General features: G+C 66.5%; 18 protein-coding genes. 16 read left to right on the top strand and 2 right to left on the bottom strand.

The features are described from left to right. The 15 genes from exsE to pscL all read left to right on the top strand — a co-directional run bounded on the left by exsE (window position 1) and on the right by pscL (window position 9,825). Complete coding sequence (gene exsE, locus LJF27_RS17885; RefSeq protein WP_003100766.1) at window positions 1–246, top strand: T3SS regulon translocated regulator ExsE; 246 nt, start codon at window positions 1–3, stop codon at window positions 244–246. 8 nt (window positions 247–254) lie between these two features. Next, window positions 255–668, top strand: a complete 414-nt coding sequence (gene exsB / locus LJF27_RS17880) for a YscW family type III secretion system pilotin ExsB (RefSeq protein WP_023116628.1) — start codon at window positions 255–257, stop codon at window positions 666–668. A 297-nt stretch (window positions 669–965) separates the two neighbouring features. Continuing rightward, entirely contained in the window at window positions 966–1,802 is an 837-nt protein-coding gene (gene exsA / locus LJF27_RS17875) for a T3SS regulon transcriptional activator ExsA (RefSeq protein WP_003120334.1), read from the top strand. A 97-nt stretch (window positions 1,803–1,899) separates the two neighbouring features. Beyond that, the gene (gene exsD / locus LJF27_RS17870; RefSeq protein WP_003100755.1) at window positions 1,900–2,730 is read left to right on the top strand and encodes a T3SS regulon anti-activator ExsD; all 831 of its coding nucleotides are present in this window, start codon (window positions 1,900–1,902) and stop codon (window positions 2,728–2,730) included. 33 nt (window positions 2,731–2,763) lie between these two features. Continuing rightward, window positions 2,764–3,186 carry a YscB family type III secretion system chaperone PscB gene (gene pscB / locus LJF27_RS17865; RefSeq protein ID WP_003100754.1) on the top strand — a complete coding sequence of 141 codons (423 nt, stop codon included), beginning with the start codon at window positions 2,764–2,766 and terminating at the stop codon, window positions 3,184–3,186. Then, window positions 3,186–4,988 (top strand): SctC family type III secretion system outer membrane ring subunit PscC, encoded by a 1,803-nt coding sequence (gene pscC, locus LJF27_RS17860; protein WP_014603062.1) that lies wholly within the window; start codon window positions 3,186–3,188, stop codon window positions 4,986–4,988. Before pscB ends, pscC begins: the two co-directional genes overlap by 1 nt. Before the next feature lies 1 nt (window position 4,989). Continuing rightward, window positions 4,990–6,288, top strand: a complete 1,299-nt coding sequence (gene pscD / locus LJF27_RS17855; protein WP_003100752.1) for a SctD family type III secretion system inner membrane ring subunit PscD — start codon at window positions 4,990–4,992, stop codon at window positions 6,286–6,288. After that, window positions 6,251–6,454 carry a YscE family type III secretion system co-chaperone PscE gene (gene pscE, locus LJF27_RS17850; RefSeq protein WP_003100751.1) on the top strand — a complete coding sequence of 68 codons (204 nt, stop codon included), beginning with the start codon at window positions 6,251–6,253 and terminating at the stop codon, window positions 6,452–6,454. Before pscD ends, pscE begins: the two co-directional genes overlap by 38 nt. A 2-nt stretch (window positions 6,455–6,456) precedes the next feature. Beyond that, the gene (gene pscF / locus LJF27_RS17845; RefSeq protein WP_003117718.1) at window positions 6,457–6,714 is read left to right on the top strand and encodes a type III secretion system needle filament protein PscF; all 258 of its coding nucleotides are present in this window, start codon (window positions 6,457–6,459) and stop codon (window positions 6,712–6,714) included. A gap of 2 nt (window positions 6,715–6,716) precedes the next feature. Next, window positions 6,717–7,064, top strand: a complete 348-nt coding sequence (gene pscG / locus LJF27_RS17840) for a YscG family type III secretion system chaperone PscG (RefSeq protein ID WP_003100735.1) — start codon at window positions 6,717–6,719, stop codon at window positions 7,062–7,064. After that, window positions 7,061–7,492, top strand: a complete 432-nt coding sequence (pscH, locus tag LJF27_RS17835; RefSeq protein WP_023112922.1) for a YopR family T3SS polymerization control protein PscH — start codon at window positions 7,061–7,063, stop codon at window positions 7,490–7,492. The genes pscG and pscH overlap by 4 nt, the downstream gene beginning before the upstream one ends. Continuing rightward, on the top strand, window positions 7,492–7,830 hold the full coding sequence (pscI, locus tag LJF27_RS17830) for a SctI family type III secretion system inner rod subunit PscI (protein WP_010895582.1): 339 nt from the start codon (window positions 7,492–7,494) through the stop codon (window positions 7,828–7,830). Before pscH ends, pscI begins: the two co-directional genes overlap by 1 nt. Beyond that, window positions 7,827–8,573 (top strand): SctJ family type III secretion inner membrane ring lipoprotein Psc, encoded by a 747-nt coding sequence (gene pscJ / locus LJF27_RS17825; protein ID WP_003120329.1) that lies wholly within the window; start codon window positions 7,827–7,829, stop codon window positions 8,571–8,573. The genes pscI and pscJ overlap by 4 nt, the downstream gene beginning before the upstream one ends. A gap of 8 nt (window positions 8,574–8,581) precedes the next feature. Beyond that, window positions 8,582–9,202, top strand: a complete 621-nt coding sequence (gene pscK, locus LJF27_RS17820) for a SctK family type III secretion system sorting platform protein PscK (protein ID WP_003087734.1) — start codon at window positions 8,582–8,584, stop codon at window positions 9,200–9,202. Continuing rightward, window positions 9,181–9,825 (top strand): SctL family type III secretion system stator protein PscL, encoded by a 645-nt coding sequence (gene pscL, locus LJF27_RS17815; RefSeq protein WP_023084393.1) that lies wholly within the window; start codon window positions 9,181–9,183, stop codon window positions 9,823–9,825. Before pscK ends, pscL begins: the two co-directional genes overlap by 22 nt. Before the next feature lie 102 nt (window positions 9,826–9,927). Here pscL and bglX read toward each other — a convergent pair whose 3' ends face one another. Both bglX and LJF27_RS17805 read right to left on the bottom strand, forming a co-directional pair. Then, a complete protein-coding gene (bglX, locus tag LJF27_RS17810; RefSeq protein WP_023103275.1) occupies window positions 9,928–12,222 on the bottom strand; it encodes a beta-glucosidase BglX in 2,295 nt (764 codons plus the stop codon). A gap of 170 nt (window positions 12,223–12,392) precedes the next feature. Next, window positions 12,393–14,450, bottom strand: coding sequence for a putative bifunctional diguanylate cyclase/phosphodiesterase (locus LJF27_RS17805; RefSeq protein WP_023116627.1), 2,058 nt, complete (start codon window positions 14,448–14,450; stop codon window positions 12,393–12,395). A 352-nt stretch (window positions 14,451–14,802) separates the two neighbouring features. On the opposite strand from LJF27_RS17805, the gene LJF27_RS17800 reads away from it, so the two are divergent. Next, window positions 14,803–15,144, top strand: coding sequence for a ribonuclease E inhibitor RraB (locus LJF27_RS17800; protein WP_003087738.1), 342 nt, complete (start codon window positions 14,803–14,805; stop codon window positions 15,142–15,144). The last annotated feature ends 49 nt before the right edge of the window (window positions 15,145–15,193 follow it).

The raw sequence follows: 15,193 nt of genomic DNA, 5'->3' as shown, positions 1-15,193 counted from the left end.
ATGAAAATCGAATCGATTTCGCCGGTGCAGCCGTCCCAAGACGCTGGAGCCGAGGCGGTGGGGCATTTCGAGGGGCGTTCGGTGACCCGCGCGGCCGTTCGCGGCGAGGACCGTTCCAGCGTGGCCGGGCTGGCGCGCTGGCTGGCGCGCAACGTGGCTGGCGATCCGCGTAGTGAGCAGGCCTTGCAGCGTCTCGCCGACGGTGACGGCACGCCGCTGGAGGCGCGCACGGTCCGGCGCAGGTGAGGTGCTGGATGCTGTTGCCGCTGGCGTTGCTGCTCGGCGGTTGCGTCAGCCAGCCCGCGCCGATGTCGCCGAAGGTGACGGTGGGTGGTTCGGTGGGCGGCGTTTCCCTGCAGGCGCGCCAGGCGCAACTCAGGCTGCGCCTGTATGCCGTCGTTCAGGGAAGGATGCAAACGATTGCCGAGCGGCGCTACCGGGTGTCCGGGTTGCCGTTGCGCTATGCCTTCGATCTGGAGGTCGACAGGTTGGAGGGCGAGGCATTGTACCTGCGTACCGAGCTTTCCTGGGTGGGCGTCGCGGCGGTCCAGGCGAGTGCCTGGCAACAGGTGGCGGCGGGCGTCGATGAGCGGGTCCGGCTGGTTCGGCGCGACTGTTTTCCGAGTTGTACGGCCGCTCGCCCGGAAGAAAGATCTGGCAACGATTGATACATTGCCTGCTGTTTCGGAAAGTGCGTATGGAGATTAAAGAAGTGCAAGTCTCGTTCGTTTTCAGGGAAGGCCTCGAATAATAAAACTGGTACTTTTGTTCCGCTTCTAAAGAAGGCTGGATTAATTGGCGGAAGCCGACTCGCTCTGCGAATCAGCGCACGTCGGATAATCCTGATTATTATAAAATCGACTCCGTGCTCATGGCTTTGAAAATCAATAAAACGGAGCGTATTCATGCCTCTCCGCTCGGCGGGGCATTCAAGGTACGACGGGAAGTGTTGGGGTTCTTATAATATGCAAGGAGCCAAATCTCTTGGCCGAAAGCAGATAACGTCTTGTCATTGGAACATTCCAACTTTCGAATACAGGGTAAACAAGGAAGAGGGCGTATATGTTCTGCTCGAGGGCGAACTGACCGTCCAGGACATCGATTCCACTTTTTGCCTGGCGCCTGGCGAGTTGCTTTTCGTCCGCCGCGGAAGCTATGTCGTAAGTACCAAGGGAAAGGACAGCCGAATACTCTGGATTCCATTATCTGCCCAGTTTCTACAAGGCTTCGTCCAGCGCTTCGGCGCGCTGTTGAGTGAAGTCGAGCGTTGCGACGAGCCCGTGCCGGGCATCATCGCGTTCGCTGCCACGCCTCTGCTGGCCGGTTGCGTCAAGGGGTTGAAGGAATTGCTTGTGCATGAGCATCCGCCGATGCTCGCCTGCCTGAAGATCGAGGAGTTGCTGATGCTCTTCGCGTTCAGTCCGCAGGGGCCGCTGCTGATGTCGGTCCTGCGGCAACTGAGCAACCGGCATGTCGAGCGTCTGCAGCTATTCATGGAGAAGCACTACCTCAACGAGTGGAAGCTGTCCGACTTCTCCCGCGAGTTCGGCATGGGGCTGACCACCTTCAAGGAGCTGTTCGGCAGTGTCTATGGGGTTTCGCCGCGCGCCTGGATCAGCGAGCGGAGAATCCTCTATGCCCATCAGTTGCTGCTCAACAGCGACATGAGCATCGTCGACATCGCCATGGAGGCGGGCTTTTCCAGTCAGTCCTATTTCACCCAGAGCTATCGCCGCCGTTTCGGCTGCACACCGAGCCGCTCGCGGCAGGGGAAGGACGAATGCCGGGCTAAAAATAACTGACGTTTTTTGAAAGCCCGGTAGCGGCTGCATGAGTAGAATCGGCCCAAATTGCAGGCTCTGACGAGCGCGCAATGTAGTGAGGAAGCCAAGGCAGAGAATGGAGCAGGAAGACGATAAGCAGTACTCCCGAGAAGCGGTGTTCGCTGGCAGGCGGGTATCCGTGGTGGGCTCGGACGCCCGCTCGCGGGGTCGGGTGCCGGGTTACGCATCGAGCAGTTTGTATCGTGAGTCCGGAATCATCAGTGCGCGGCAACTGGCGTTGCTGCAGCGGATGCTGCCGCGCCTGCGGCTGGAGCAACTGTTCCGCTGCGAGTGGTTGCAGCAGCGCCTGGCGCGCGGCCTGGCGCTGGGGCGCGAAGAGGTGCGGCAGATTCTCCTCTGCGCGGCGCAGGACGACGACGGCTGGTGCTCCGAACTGGGCGACCGGGTCAACCTCGCCGTGCCGCAGTCGATGATCGACTGGGTCCTGCTGCCGGTCTATGGCTGGTGGGAAAGCCTGCTCGACCAGGCGATCCCCGGCTGGCGCCTGTCGCTGGTGGAGCTGGAGACCCAGTCCCGGCAACTGCGAGTCAAGTCCGAATTCTGGTCCCGCGTGGCCGAGCTGGAGCCGGAGCAGGCCCGCGAGGAACTGGCCAGGGTCGCCAAGTGCCAGGCGCGCACCCAGGAACAGGTGGCCGAACTGGCCGGCAAGCTGGAGACGGCTTCGGCACTGGCGAAGAGCGCCTGGCCGAACTGGCAGCGGGGCATGGCGACGCTGCTCGCCAGCGGCGGGCTGGCCGGCTTCGAGCCGATCCCCGAGGTCCTCGAATGCCTCTGGCAACCTCTCTGCCGGCTGGACGACGACGTCGGCGCGGCGGACGCCGTCCAGGCCTGGCTGCACGAACGCAACCTGTGCCAGGCACAGGATCACTTCTACTGGCAGAGCTGAGCGGCCGGCGAAAGCCGGCCCTACCGAGGAATCATGGATCATCTGTTGAGCGGATTGGCCACTCGCCTGGGCCAAGGGCCCTTTGTTGCCGATCGGACGGGTTCGTACCACCTGCGCATCGACGGACAGAGCGTCCTGTTGCTGCGCCAGGGCGACGACCTGCTGCTGGAAAGCCCGCTGGAGCACGCCCCCCTGGACCCGCAGCGCGACCAGCTGGGGTTGCTGCGGGCGCTGTTGTCGCGGGTCGCCAGTTGGAGCCGGCGCTATCCCCAGGCCATCGTCCTGGACGCGGACGGGCGCCTGCTGTTGCAGGCGCGGCTGGGCCTCGACGGCCTCGATCCCGAGCGACTCGAACGGGCCCTGGCCGCCCAGGTGGGGTTGCTCGAGGCGCTGGCGCCGGAGCTGGAACCGCTGCCCCGCGGGTTGCCGCCGCAGGCTCCGGTGTGGCGTCCCTGATGCGCCGCCTGCTGATCGGCGGACTGCTGGCGCTGCTGCCTGGCGCGGTCTTGCGCGCGCAGCCGCTGGACTGGCCCAGCCTGCCTTACGACTATGTGGCGCAGGGCGAAAGCCTGCGCGACGTGCTGGCCAACTTCGGCGCCAACTACGATGCCTCGGTGATCGTCAGTGACAAGGTCAACGACCAGGTCAGCGGTCGCTTCGACCTGGAAAGCCCGCAGGCCTTCCTGCAGTTGATGGCCTCCCTCTACAACCTCGGCTGGTACTACGACGGCACCGTGCTGTACGTATTCAAGACCACCGAGATGCAATCGCGGCTGGTGAGGCTGGAGCAGGTCGGCGAGGCCGAGCTGAAGCGCGCGCTGACCGCCGCCGGTATCTGGGAGGCGCGCTTCGGCTGGCGTGCCGACCCTTCCGGGCGACTGGTGCACGTGTCCGGTCCGGGGCGCTATCTCGAACTGGTCGAGCAGACCGCCCAGGTGCTGGAGCAGCAATACACCCTGCGCAGCGAAAAGACCGGCGACCTCAGCGTGGAGATCTTCCCGCTGCGCTATGCGGTCGCCGAGGACCGCAAGATCGAGTACCGCGACGACGAGATCGAGGCGCCGGGCATCGCCAGCATCCTCTCGCGGGTGCTCAGCGATGCCAACGTGGTTGCGGTGGGCGACGAGCCGGGCAAGCTGCGCCCGGGACCGCAATCGAGCCATGCGGTGGTCCAGGCGGAACCGTCGCTGAACGCGGTGGTGGTGCGCGACCACAAGGACCGGTTGCCCATGTATCGCCGCCTGATCGAAGCCCTCGACCGGCCCTCGGCGCGGATCGAGGTCGGCTTGTCGATCATCGACATCAATGCCGAGAACCTCGCCCAGCTGGGCGTCGACTGGAGCGCCGGGATTCGCCTAGGCAACAACAAGTCGATCCAGATCCGCACCACCGGCCAGGATAGCGAGGAGGGCGGCGGCGCCGGTAGCGGGGCGGTCGGCAGCCTGGTGGACAGTCGCGGGCTGGATTTCCTGCTGGCCAAGGTCACCCTGTTGCAGAGCCAGGGACAGGCGCAGATCGGATCCCGGCCGACCCTGCTGACCCAGGAGAATACCCAGGCGGTGCTCGACCAGAGCGAAACCTACTATGTGCGGGTCACGGGCGAGCGGGTGGCCGAGCTGAAGGCGATCACCTACGGCACCATGCTGAAAATGACGCCGCGAGTGGTGACTCTCGGCGATACGCCGGAGATCAGCCTCAGCCTGCACATCGAGGACGGCAGCCAGAAACCCAATAGCGCCGGCCTGGACAAGATCCCCACGATCAACCGCACGGTGATCGATACCATCGCCCGCGTGGGCCATGGCCAGAGCCTGCTGATCGGCGGCATCTACCGCGACGAACTGAGCCAGAGCCAGCGCAAGGTACCCTGGCTCGGCGACATTCCCTATCTCGGCGCGCTGTTCCGCACTACCGCGGACACCGTGCGCCGCTCGGTGCGGCTGTTCCTCATCGAGCCGCGGCTGATCGACGATGGCGTCGGCCATTACCTGGCGCTGAACAACCGTCGCGACCTGCGCGGCGGCCTGCTTGAAATCGACGAGTTGTCGAACCAGAGCCTGTCGTTGCGCAAGCTGCTCGGTAGCGCCCGCTGCCAGGCGCTGGCGCCGGCCAGGGCCGAACAGGAGCGCTTGCGCCAGGCCGGCCAGGGTTCGTTCCTCACGCCCTGCCGGATGGGTGCGCAGGAGGGCTGGCGGGTGACCGACGGCGCCTGTCCCAAGGACGGCGCCTGGTGCGTCGGCGCGGAGCGCGGGAATTAGCATGGCCTGGAAGATCCGCTTCTACAGCGGGCTGAACCAGGGCGCCGAAGTCTCGCTCGGAGAGGGCCGGGTGGCGCTTGGCAGCGATCCGTTGCAGGCCGACCTGGTGTTGCTCGACGAGGGCATCGCGGCAGTCCACCTGGTGCTCGAGGTCGATGCCCAGGGCGTGCGCCTGCTGGAGTGGGCGGAGGGCTGCGAGCCTCGCCAGGACGGCCAGGCGCAAGTCGCCGGAGCGATCCTGCAGGCGCTTGCCGGGCAGACCTGCGGCCCGCTGCGCTGGGCATTCTGCGACCCGCAGCGGAGTTTTCCCGAGCGTTTCCCCGAAGCCGAGGTGCAGACCGCGCCAGTGCGCCGCAAGTCGTCCGCCCGTGCCGGCGGGGCCTGGCTGCTCGGCGTCAGCCTGGCGCTGGCGCTGTGTCTGCTGGGCATGCTCGTCGAACCCTGGTCGGCCCGCCAGCACGGCATGGCCGGCGAGGAGCCCCTGGCGAAGGTGCGCGCCTACCTGCGCGAGCAGGGCATGAGCGAGGTGGATGTGCAGCGCCAGGGCGACAGTCTCCTGCTCGGCGGCTACCTGGAGGACAACGCCCGGCGCCTGGCGCTACAGCGCTACCTCGATGGCAGCGGCGTGGACTACCGACTGGAAGCACGGAGCATGGAAGACATTCGCCAGGGCGTGGATTTCATCCTGCAGAAATTCGGCTATCGGCAGATCCTCAGCAGCAACGCGGACAAGCCTGGCTGGGTCCGGCTCAACGGCGAACTGGCGGAACAGGACGAACGCTGGGCGCGGATCGACGCATTGCTGGAGTCCGAGGTGCCGGGCCTGCTCGGGGTGGAAAACCAGGTCCGGGTGGCCGGCTCGCACCTGCGCCGCCTCGAGCGCCTGCTGGCGGACGCCGGCCTCGACCGGCAACTGAGTTTCCGCGAGCGCGGCGAGCGCATCGAGTTGAGCGGCACGCTCGACGAGGTCCAGCTCAGCGCCTTCTACCGCCTGCAGCGCGAGTTCCAGCAGGAATTCGGCAACCGCCCGAGCCTGGAGCTGCTCAGTCGCGGCAAGCGCGCCAGCGGCGACGAACTGGAGTTCACGATTCGCTCGGTGTCGCTGGGGCGGGTGCCCTATGTAGTGCTCGGCGACGGCCAGAAATACCCGGTGGGCGCCTCGACATCCCGCGGTGTGCGAATCCTCGCCATCGAGCCGGAGTCGATCCTGGTGGCCCGCGGCAAGCAGCGTTTCATCATCAATCTCAAAGGGGAGGTGCTCCATGATGACAGCCTTGGAAACGCGACTGTCGGTCGCTGACGGCACGCATGCCGCAGCGCTCCGGCAGCGTCTGCAGGCGGCGCTGGCGGAGTGTCGCCGGGAACTGGCCAGAGGCGCCGGCCCGGAGCGTTTCCAGTTCCTGCAACAGCAGGCCCGGGCCCTCGAAGGCGGTCTCGGCATTCTTTCGCAGCTCACAGAGGACTAAGCATGGCGCAGATATTCAACCCCAACCCGGGGAATACCCTCGATACCGTGGCCAATGCCCTGAAGGAGCAGGCCAACGCAGCGAACAAGGACGTCAACGAAGCGATCAAGGCCTTGCAGGGGACCGACAATGCCGACAACCCGGCGCTGCTGGCCGAGCTGCAACACAAGATCAACAAGTGGTCGGTCATCTACAACATCAACTCGACGGTGACCCGTGCGCTGCGCGACCTGATGCAAGGCATCCTGCAGAAGATCTGAACATGGACACTTCACTGATACGCGAATTGGCGGAACTGGCGCTGGCCGGCAGCGGGCAGCACTGCCACGAAGAGGCGCTGTGCATCGCCGAGTGGCTGGAGCGCCTCGGACAGGACGAAGCGGCGCGGCTGATCCGGATTTCCAGCCTGGCCAACCAGGGGCGCTATCAGGAAGCCCTGGCCTTCGCCCATGGCAATCCCTGGCCGGCGCTGGAGCCCTGGTTCGCCTTGTGCGAGTGGCACCTGGGGCTGGGCGCCGCGCTGGACCGCAGGCTGGCCGGGCTGGGCGGCAGCAGCGATCCTGCCCTGGCCGACTTCGCCGCCGGCATGCGCGCCCAGGTGCGGACATGAGCCGCATCGACACGCCGCCGGGATTCGCCGTCTATCCGTCGGCCAGTCTAAAGGCGGCGAACCTGCCGGCTGTCGATCAGGTGCTGGCTTTCGAGCAGGCCCTCGGCGGCGAGCCGCCGGCGGCCGGACGCCGCCTGGCCGGGTTGGAGAACGGCGCTCTCGGCGAGCGCCTGCTGCAGCGCTTTGCCCAGCCGCTGCAAGGGTTGGAGGCGGACCGCCTGGAGCTGAAGGCGATGCTCCGTGCGGAACTGCCGCTGGGGCGCCAGCAGCAAACCTTTCTCCTCCAGTTGCTCGGTGCAGTCGAGCATGCGCCGGGCGGCGAATACCTGGCGCAACTGGCGCGTCGCGAATTGCAGGTGCTGATCCCGCTCAACGGCATGCTCGACAACCTCGTGCGCAACAGCCACAAACTCGACCTGGAGTCATGATGGATATCTCTCGGATGGGCGCCCAGGCGCAGATCACCAGTCTCGAAGAACTCTCCGGCGGCCCGGCCGGCGCGGCCCACGTCGCCGAGTTCGAACGGGCGATGGGCGGTGCCGGCAGCCTGGGCGGCGACCTGCTCAGCGAACTGGGGCAGATCAGGGAGCGTTTCAGCCAGGCCAAGCAGGAGTTGCAGATGGAGCTGTCGACGCCCGGCGACGATCCCAACAGCCTGATGCAGATGCAGTGGTCGCTGATGCGCATCACCATGCAGGAAGAGCTGATCGCCAAGACCGTCGGGCGCATGAGCCAGAACGTCGAAACCCTGATGAAGACCCAATGAGGCGAACGGTGAAAGGTCTGTCGCGCATGGCGCTCCTGGCGCTGGTCCTGGCGTTGGGCGGGTGCAAGGTCGAACTCTATACCGGGATCAGCCAGAAGGAAGGCAACGAGATGCTGGCGCTGTTGCGTTCGGAGGGCGTTTCCGCGGACAAGCAGGCGGACAAGGATGGCACCGTGCGCCTGCTGGTGGAGGAATCGGATATCGCCGAGGCGGTGGAGGTGCTCAAGCGCAAGGGCTATCCGCGGGAGAACTTCTCCACGCTGAAGGATGTGTTTCCCAAGGACGGGCTGATTTCCTCGCCTATCGAAGAGCGCGCGCGGCTCAACTACGCCAAGGCCCAGGAGATTTCCCATACCCTTTCCGAGATCGATGGCGTGCTGGTGGCGCGGGTCCATGTGGTGCTGCCCGAGGAGCGCGACGGACTGGGCAGGAAGTCCTCGCCGGCATCGGCCTCGGTGTTCATCAAGCACGCCGCCGACGTGCAACTGGATGCCTACGTGCCGCAGATCAAGCAACTGGTGAACAACGGCATCGAAGGCCTCAGCTACGACCGCATCAGCGTGGTCCTGGTGCCGTCGGCCGGGGTCCGCCAGGTCCCGCTGGCGCCACGCTTCGAGAGTGTCTTCTCGATCCAGGTGGCGGAGCACTCGCGCGGACGCCTGCTCGGTCTGTTCGGCCTGCTGCTGGCGTTGCTGCTGGCGAGCAACCTGGCGCAGTTCTTCTGGCACCGGCAACGGGGCTGAGCGGCGCGATGCCATTGACGGCCTACCAGTTGCGCTTCTGCCCGGCCCGCTACATCCACGAGTCGCACCTGCCCGCGGTATTGCTGCGGTTGCTGCCGGCGCTGCCGGACTGGCGGCGACAGAGCGTTCTCAACGCCTGGCTGCTGGAGCAACTGGAACTGGACTGCGCGTTCCGCATGCCCGCGCAACTGGGCGGGCTGGCCCTTTACCCGCAGGCGGCGCTGGAACGGACCCTGGGCTGGCTCGGTGCGCTGCTGCACGGCCAGGCCTTGCGGCAGGTGCTGGACGGTGCGCGGGTACGGCGCATCCGCGCGCAGATCGGCGAACAGGGCCAGCGTTTCTGCCTGGAACAGCTCGACCTGCTCATCGGTCGCTGGCCGCCCGGCTGGCAGCGGGCCTTGCCGGAAAACCCGGAAGACGGCTATTTCCGGCGCTGCGGCCTGGCTTTCTGGCTGGCCGCCTGTAGCGATGCCGACTGCGGTTTCTCGCGGCGCCTGCGCCTGCGTCTGGAGGCCATGCCGGCCCCGGCGGACTGGACCTTCGACGAACAACGGCGATCCCTGGCGCGGACCCTGTGCCTGAAGGTCGCCCGACAAGCGAGCGATGAATGCTTCCATTTGTTGAACTAGACGCCAGTCGCGTACGGCTGGCCCCCGGGCAGGCCCTGTTGCGCGCCCGCGACTACCAGGACTACCTCAGCGCCAACCGCCTGGTGGAAGCGGCACGCGAGCGTGCCGCCGAAATCGAGCGCGAGGCCCACGAGGTTTACCAGGAGCAGAAGCGCCTGGGCTGGGAGGCCGGATTGGAGGAGGCGCGTCTGCGCCAGGCCGGGCTGATCCAGGAAACGCTACTGCGCTGCAATCGCTACTACCGGCAGGTCGATCGCCAGCTTGGCGAGGTGGTGCTGCAGGCGGTGCGCAAGGTGTTGCGCCACTACGACGCTGTCGAGCTGACCCTGGCGGCCACGCGCGAGGCACTGGCATTGGTGAGCAACCAGAAGCAGGTGATCCTGCACGTCCAGCCGGAACAGCTGGTCGCGGTGCGCGAGCAGGTCGCCCGGGTGCTCAAGGATTTCCCCGAGGTGGGCTACCTGGAAGTGGTCGGCGATGCCCGGCTGGACCAGGGTGGTTGCATCCTGGAAACCGAGATCGGGATCATCGACGCTTCGCTCGACAGCCAGTTGGCGGCGTTGCAGGCCGCATTGACGGAGAGCGTGGCGCGGAGCGGCGAGGAGGAAGGGGACGCCGGTTGAGGGAACCAGGCGCCGCCCCCGGCCCGGGCGTTGGCTCCGGGCCGAGGGCTGAGACGCTGCCGTTCGCCCGCGGCGGCGACGCTGGCGGTGCGGTCGGCGCCTTCAGAGCAGGGTGAAGCTGCGGCTTTCGGTTTGCGCCGAATCCAGGCCGACGAAGACCTTGAACTCGCCCGGCTCGGCCGTGTGCCTGAGCTGGCTGTCGTAGAACTTCAGGTCTGCCTCGCCGAGGCGGAAGACGATCTCCCGCGATTCGCCGGGCTCCAGCATCACCTTGCGGAACCCGCGCAGTTCCTTCACCGGACGGCTGAGGCTGGCGACCGGGTCCTGCAGATAAAGCTGGACCACCGTGGCGCCGGCGCGCTTGCCGCTGTTGCTGAGCGTGACCCGCGCTTCCAGGGTAGCGCCGCGGGCCAGCCGTTCGCTGGACAGGCGCAGGGGCGAGAGACTGAACTCGGTGTAGCTGAGGCCGTAGCCGAACGGGTAGAGCGGGCCGTTGGCTTCGTCGAAATAGCGCGAGGTGTATTTGCCGGGGTTGTCGTGGTCCATCGGCCGGCCGGTGTTCAGGTGGTTGTAGTAGACCGGAACCTGGCCCACCGAGCGCGGGAAGGACATGGTCAGCTTGCCGCTGGGGTTGTGCTCGCCGAACAGCACGTCGGCGATGGCGTTGCCGCCTTCGGTGCCACTGAACCAGGTTTCCAGGATCGCGTCGGCGTTTTCCTGCTCCCAGCCCAGCGACAGCGGTCGGCCGTTCATCAGCACCAGCACCAGCGGCTTGCCGGTGGCCTTCAGTGCCTTCAGCAGCCGCCGCTGGCTGGCCGGGATGCGCAGGTCGGTGCGACTGGAGGCCTCGTGGGCCATGCCCTGCGATTCGCCGACCACGGCGACCATCAGGTCGGCGTCGCGCGCGGTGCGCAAGGCCTCCTCGAGCATCGCCTCGGCGGAGCGCGGATCGACCTCGACTTCCGGGTTGTAGCTGTTTAGGTAGTCGAGGATCGCCTGGTCGCCACTGACGTTGGCACCCTTGGCGTAGAGCAGGGTGGCACGCTCGCCGACGGCATTGGCCAGGCCCTGGTAGACGGTTACCGCCTGGCGTGGCACGCCGGCTGCCGACCAACTGCCGATGACGTCGCGCTGGCTCTTGGCCAGGGGGCCGATCACGGCGATCCGCCCCTGTTTCTTCAGCGGCAGCAGACCGTCGCGGTTCTTCAGCAGGACCAGTCCTTCGCGAGCCACCTCGCGGGCGGCCTGGCGGTGCAGGCGGCTCTCGGCGTTGGTGTCGAACGGCGGGTCGTCCGGCTTGCCCAGGCGCCGGTAGGGATCGGCGAACAGGCCGAGGTCGTACTTCGCCGCCAGCACGTCGCGGCAGGCGCGATCGATGTCGGCCTGGTCGATCTCGCCGGCCGCCAGCAGCTTCGGTAGCCAGGTCGAGTAGAGATCGTCGTTCATGTTCATGTCGACACCGGCCTGGATCGCCAGGCGCGTGGCGTCCCGCTCGTTGCCGGCGAGGCCGTGCTTGATCAGTTCCTTCACCGCGCCGTGGTCACTGATGGTCAGCCCCTTGAAGCCCCACTGCTGGCGCAACAGGTCGGTCAGCAGCCAGCGGTTGGCGGTGGCGGGCACGCCGTTGATGGTGTTCAGCGAGACCATCACCGCGCCGGCGCCGGCGTCCACCGCGGCCTTGTAGGGCGGCAGGTAGTCCTGGAACATGCGCGGCAGGCTCATGTCCACGGTGTTGTAGTCGCGGCCGCCTTCGGCCGCGCCGTACAGGGCGAAGTGCTTGACCGCCGCCATGATGCTGTCCGGGGCGGCCAGGTTGGAGCCCTGGTAGGCACGGACCATCACGCCGGACAGCAGCGAGGTCAGGTAGGTGTCTTCGCCGAAGCCTTCCGAGACCCGCCCCCAGCGCGCGTCGCGGGTGATGTCGACCATCGGCGAGAAGCTCATGTCGAGCCCGTCGGCGCTGGCTTCGAGGGCGGAGATCCGCGCGCTGCGGGCGACCACCTCGGGGTCCCAGCTGGCGGCCAGGCCGAGGCTGATGGGAAAGATGGTGCGGTGCCCGTGGGCCACGTCGTAGGCATGGAACAGCGGGATCTTCAGGCGGCTATGGCGGACCTGGTCCTGCATGGCGCGAATGTCCGGGCGGGTCACGGTATTGAATATGGCGCCGACCTTGCCGGCGCGGATATCCGCCATCAGCGCTTCCTTGGGATGGTCGGCGCCGACGCTGACCAGGCGTAGCTGGCCGATCTTTTCCGCGTTGCTCATGCGAGCCATCAGGCTGGCGATGAAACGCTCCTTGTCGGTGGCCGGCGGATTGCCGGATTCGCCCTGGCCAGCCGCCAGTGCCGGGCTCCCGCTCAGCCCGATGAGAAGCCCCAGTACACACAGCCTGTTCATGCATGTTTTCTCGTTATTGGATAGACGCTCGTCGTGGCGGCGTGACATGTCGCGGCATGCCGCCCGGCGGGCGCGACATAAGGTGTTCGCAGCGCGGGCGGAAGTCAACGAGACGGCGATGGGCGAATCTGCCGCTTCTGACAGGTCCCGTGGCGCGCCGCTGGCGGCGCTCAGGCGACGCTGGCGAGCAACTGCTCGGCCGGCATCGGCCTGCCGAGCAGGAAGCCTTGCAGCGAATTGCAGCCGAGGCGGGTCAGGAACTCCTGCTGGGCCTCGGTTTCCACGCCCTCGGCGACGATCTTCAGGTTCAGCGTGCGGCCGAGGGCGACGATCGCCGAGACGATCGCGGCGTCGTCGCTGTCGTGGGCCAGCTCGTTGATGAAGCCACGGTCGATCTTCAGTTCGCTCGCCGGCAGGCGTTTGAGATACAGCAGGCTGGAGTAGCCGGTGCCGAAGTCGTCGATGGAGATGCCGACGCCCATCGCCGACAACTGCTCGAGGATCACCAGGCTGGCATCGGCATCGCGCATGGCGGTCGATTCGGTCACCTCGAGGATCAGGTGGCTGGGCTCCAGGCTGTGGCGCAGGAGTGCGTTGCGTACCGAGTCGACCAGGCCGGCATGGGCGAACTGCAGGGCCGAAAGGTTCACCGCGATGTTCCAGTCCGCATGTCCGCCGTCCAGCCAGAGGCGCATCTGCCGACAGGCTTCGTCGAGCACCCACTCGCCGATCTGCACGATCAGGCCGGTCTTTTCCGCCAGCGGCAGGAACTGGCCGGGGGTGATCAGCCCGTGTTGCGGATGCTCCCAGCGCAGCAGCGCTTCCACGCCGATCATCGGTCCGTTCGGCGCCAGTACCTTGGGCTGGTAGTGCAAGACCAGTTGCCGGCGCTCCAGGGCCTGGCGCAGGTCATGCAGTAGTTGCAACTGTTCCTGGGCGTTGGCGTTCATCGAACTCTCGAAGAAGCAGTAGCCGTTCCGTCCCTGGTCCTTGGCGTGATACATCGCCGCGTCGGCATTGATCATCAGCTCGTGGCGGGTCTGCCCGTCGCCGGGGTAGAGCGCGATGCCGATGCTCGCCGAGATCCGCACCTCGTGGCGGGATATCTGGTACGGCTGGCTGATCCGCTTCACCAGCTTCTCGGCCAGGGTCGCGGCGTCGGCGGGCTCTCGGGCCTCGATCAGCAGGACGAACTCGTCGCCGCCGAGGCGGGCGATGGTGTCCTGGGCGCGGACGTTGGCGCGGATACGCTCGGCGACTTCGATCAGCAACAGGTCGCCGAGGTGATGGCCGTAGGCATCGTTGACCGCCTTGAAGCCGTCCAGGTCCATGAACAGCACGGCGAACCGGCGATCGTCGCGGATCGCCTGCTGGATCGCCTGCTCCAGGCGGTCGTCGAGGAGCATGCGGTTGGGCAGCTTGGTCAGGTTGTCGTGCAGGGCCAACTGGATCAGCTCGCGGTTGGCTCGTGCGAGGGAGGTGGCGAGCACCGAGGTACGTGCCTCGAGGCGCGAGTCCAGCACCGACACGATCAGGGCGATGGCGATCACCGCCAGGGTGATCACGATGACCAGCACCGCCAGCCAGCCGTTGTCGATGCCTCGGCCGGCGGCGCCGCAGAAGCTGCCCAGGGGGAACTGCGCGGCGGCCATCCCGGTGTAGTGCATGCCGACGATGGCGCAGCCCATCACCAGGGCGGCGCCGGCGCGGACCAGGACGATGCGCCGGCTGCCATGGCGCAGGCGGAAGGCGATCCACAGCGCGGCGCCGGAGGCGATCACCGCGATCAGGATGGAGAGGCCGAGCCACAGCGAGTCGTAGACGATCCCCGGCATCATCAGCAGGGCGGCCATCCCGGTGTAGTGCATGGCGGCGATGCCGCTGCCCATCAGCAGGGCGCCCAGCGCCAGGCGTTGCCAGGGGAGTTCCGCCTGGCACACCAGCCAGAGGGCGAAGGCCGAACTGCCGACGGCCAGTAGCAGCGACAGCAGGGTCAGGCCCAGGTCGTAGCCGAGCGGGATCGGCAGGCTGAAGGCGAGCATGCCGACGAAATGCATCGACCAGATGCCGAAGCCCATGGCGAAAGCGCCGCCGATCAGCCAGGAGAGCGCCTCGCGGCCTTTCGCCAGGGTCACCCGGCCGGCCATGTCGAGAGCGGTGTAGGACGCCAGGATGGCCACAATCAGGGAAAAGGCGACAAGAACCTGGTTGTAGCTGCTGATAAGCATGAAAGCGTCCGAACGGGATAGCGGGAGAGAAGTGGTTGATATCAACCTGATATTATTGCACGAGTCGCTTTCGCCAATGCCATCGGGCAGGACCAACGGTCGCCGGCGCAGGCGGAATCTTGCTCAACGGCCGGGCCTTTTGTACAGCGCTTTGTCTGCCGCCGGTCGCCGCCCGCCGGGGCAGGCGGCGGAAAGCTCGGCAGCGCTGGCAGGTTGACGCTACCCTGAAAGAAGCCATGGTCGTCCGATCCTCCTCTGGCCTGATCACAAAACTCTCATGATCGCCGACGATGGCTTCAGCTGAATGGGGAATCGGTGAATTTTCTGAATGTCTCGACAGGAGGTGCGTCTCATGGAAAAGCCCTTCTCGGATGATGTCAGCGTGAATGTCCTGCGTCGCATGAAAGAAGGCGGCTTCGACTTCGCGCGCATCCATCCCATCGACTTCTTCGCCATCTTTCCCAGTGAGCGGGAGGCCCGCCAGGCAGCGGGCCAGTTTCGCGGCGAGTCGCTCAGGGCCCAGGTCGTCGCTCGCGACGATGGCTCCTGGAACCTGCAGGTCAGCAAGGTGATGTACGCCACCCATGCCGCCATCGGTGCCTTCGAACACGACCTGGAGGAAGTCGTGGTGCCGCTGGGCGGCGTGCTGGACGGGTGGGGCGTGACCCAGGAGGTCACTTCGCTGCGTCCGTGACGGCGGCGGGACCCCGGCCGCGATCCCGGGCCGGGGCTCCTGCGTCGGG

The sequence above is a fragment of the Pseudomonas sp. 203-8 genome (assembly GCF_020708595.1).
Classification (GTDB): Bacteria; Pseudomonadota; Gammaproteobacteria; order Pseudomonadales; family Pseudomonadaceae; genus Pseudomonas; species Pseudomonas aeruginosa.
This window is presented reverse-complemented; position numbering and strand designations above follow the sequence as displayed.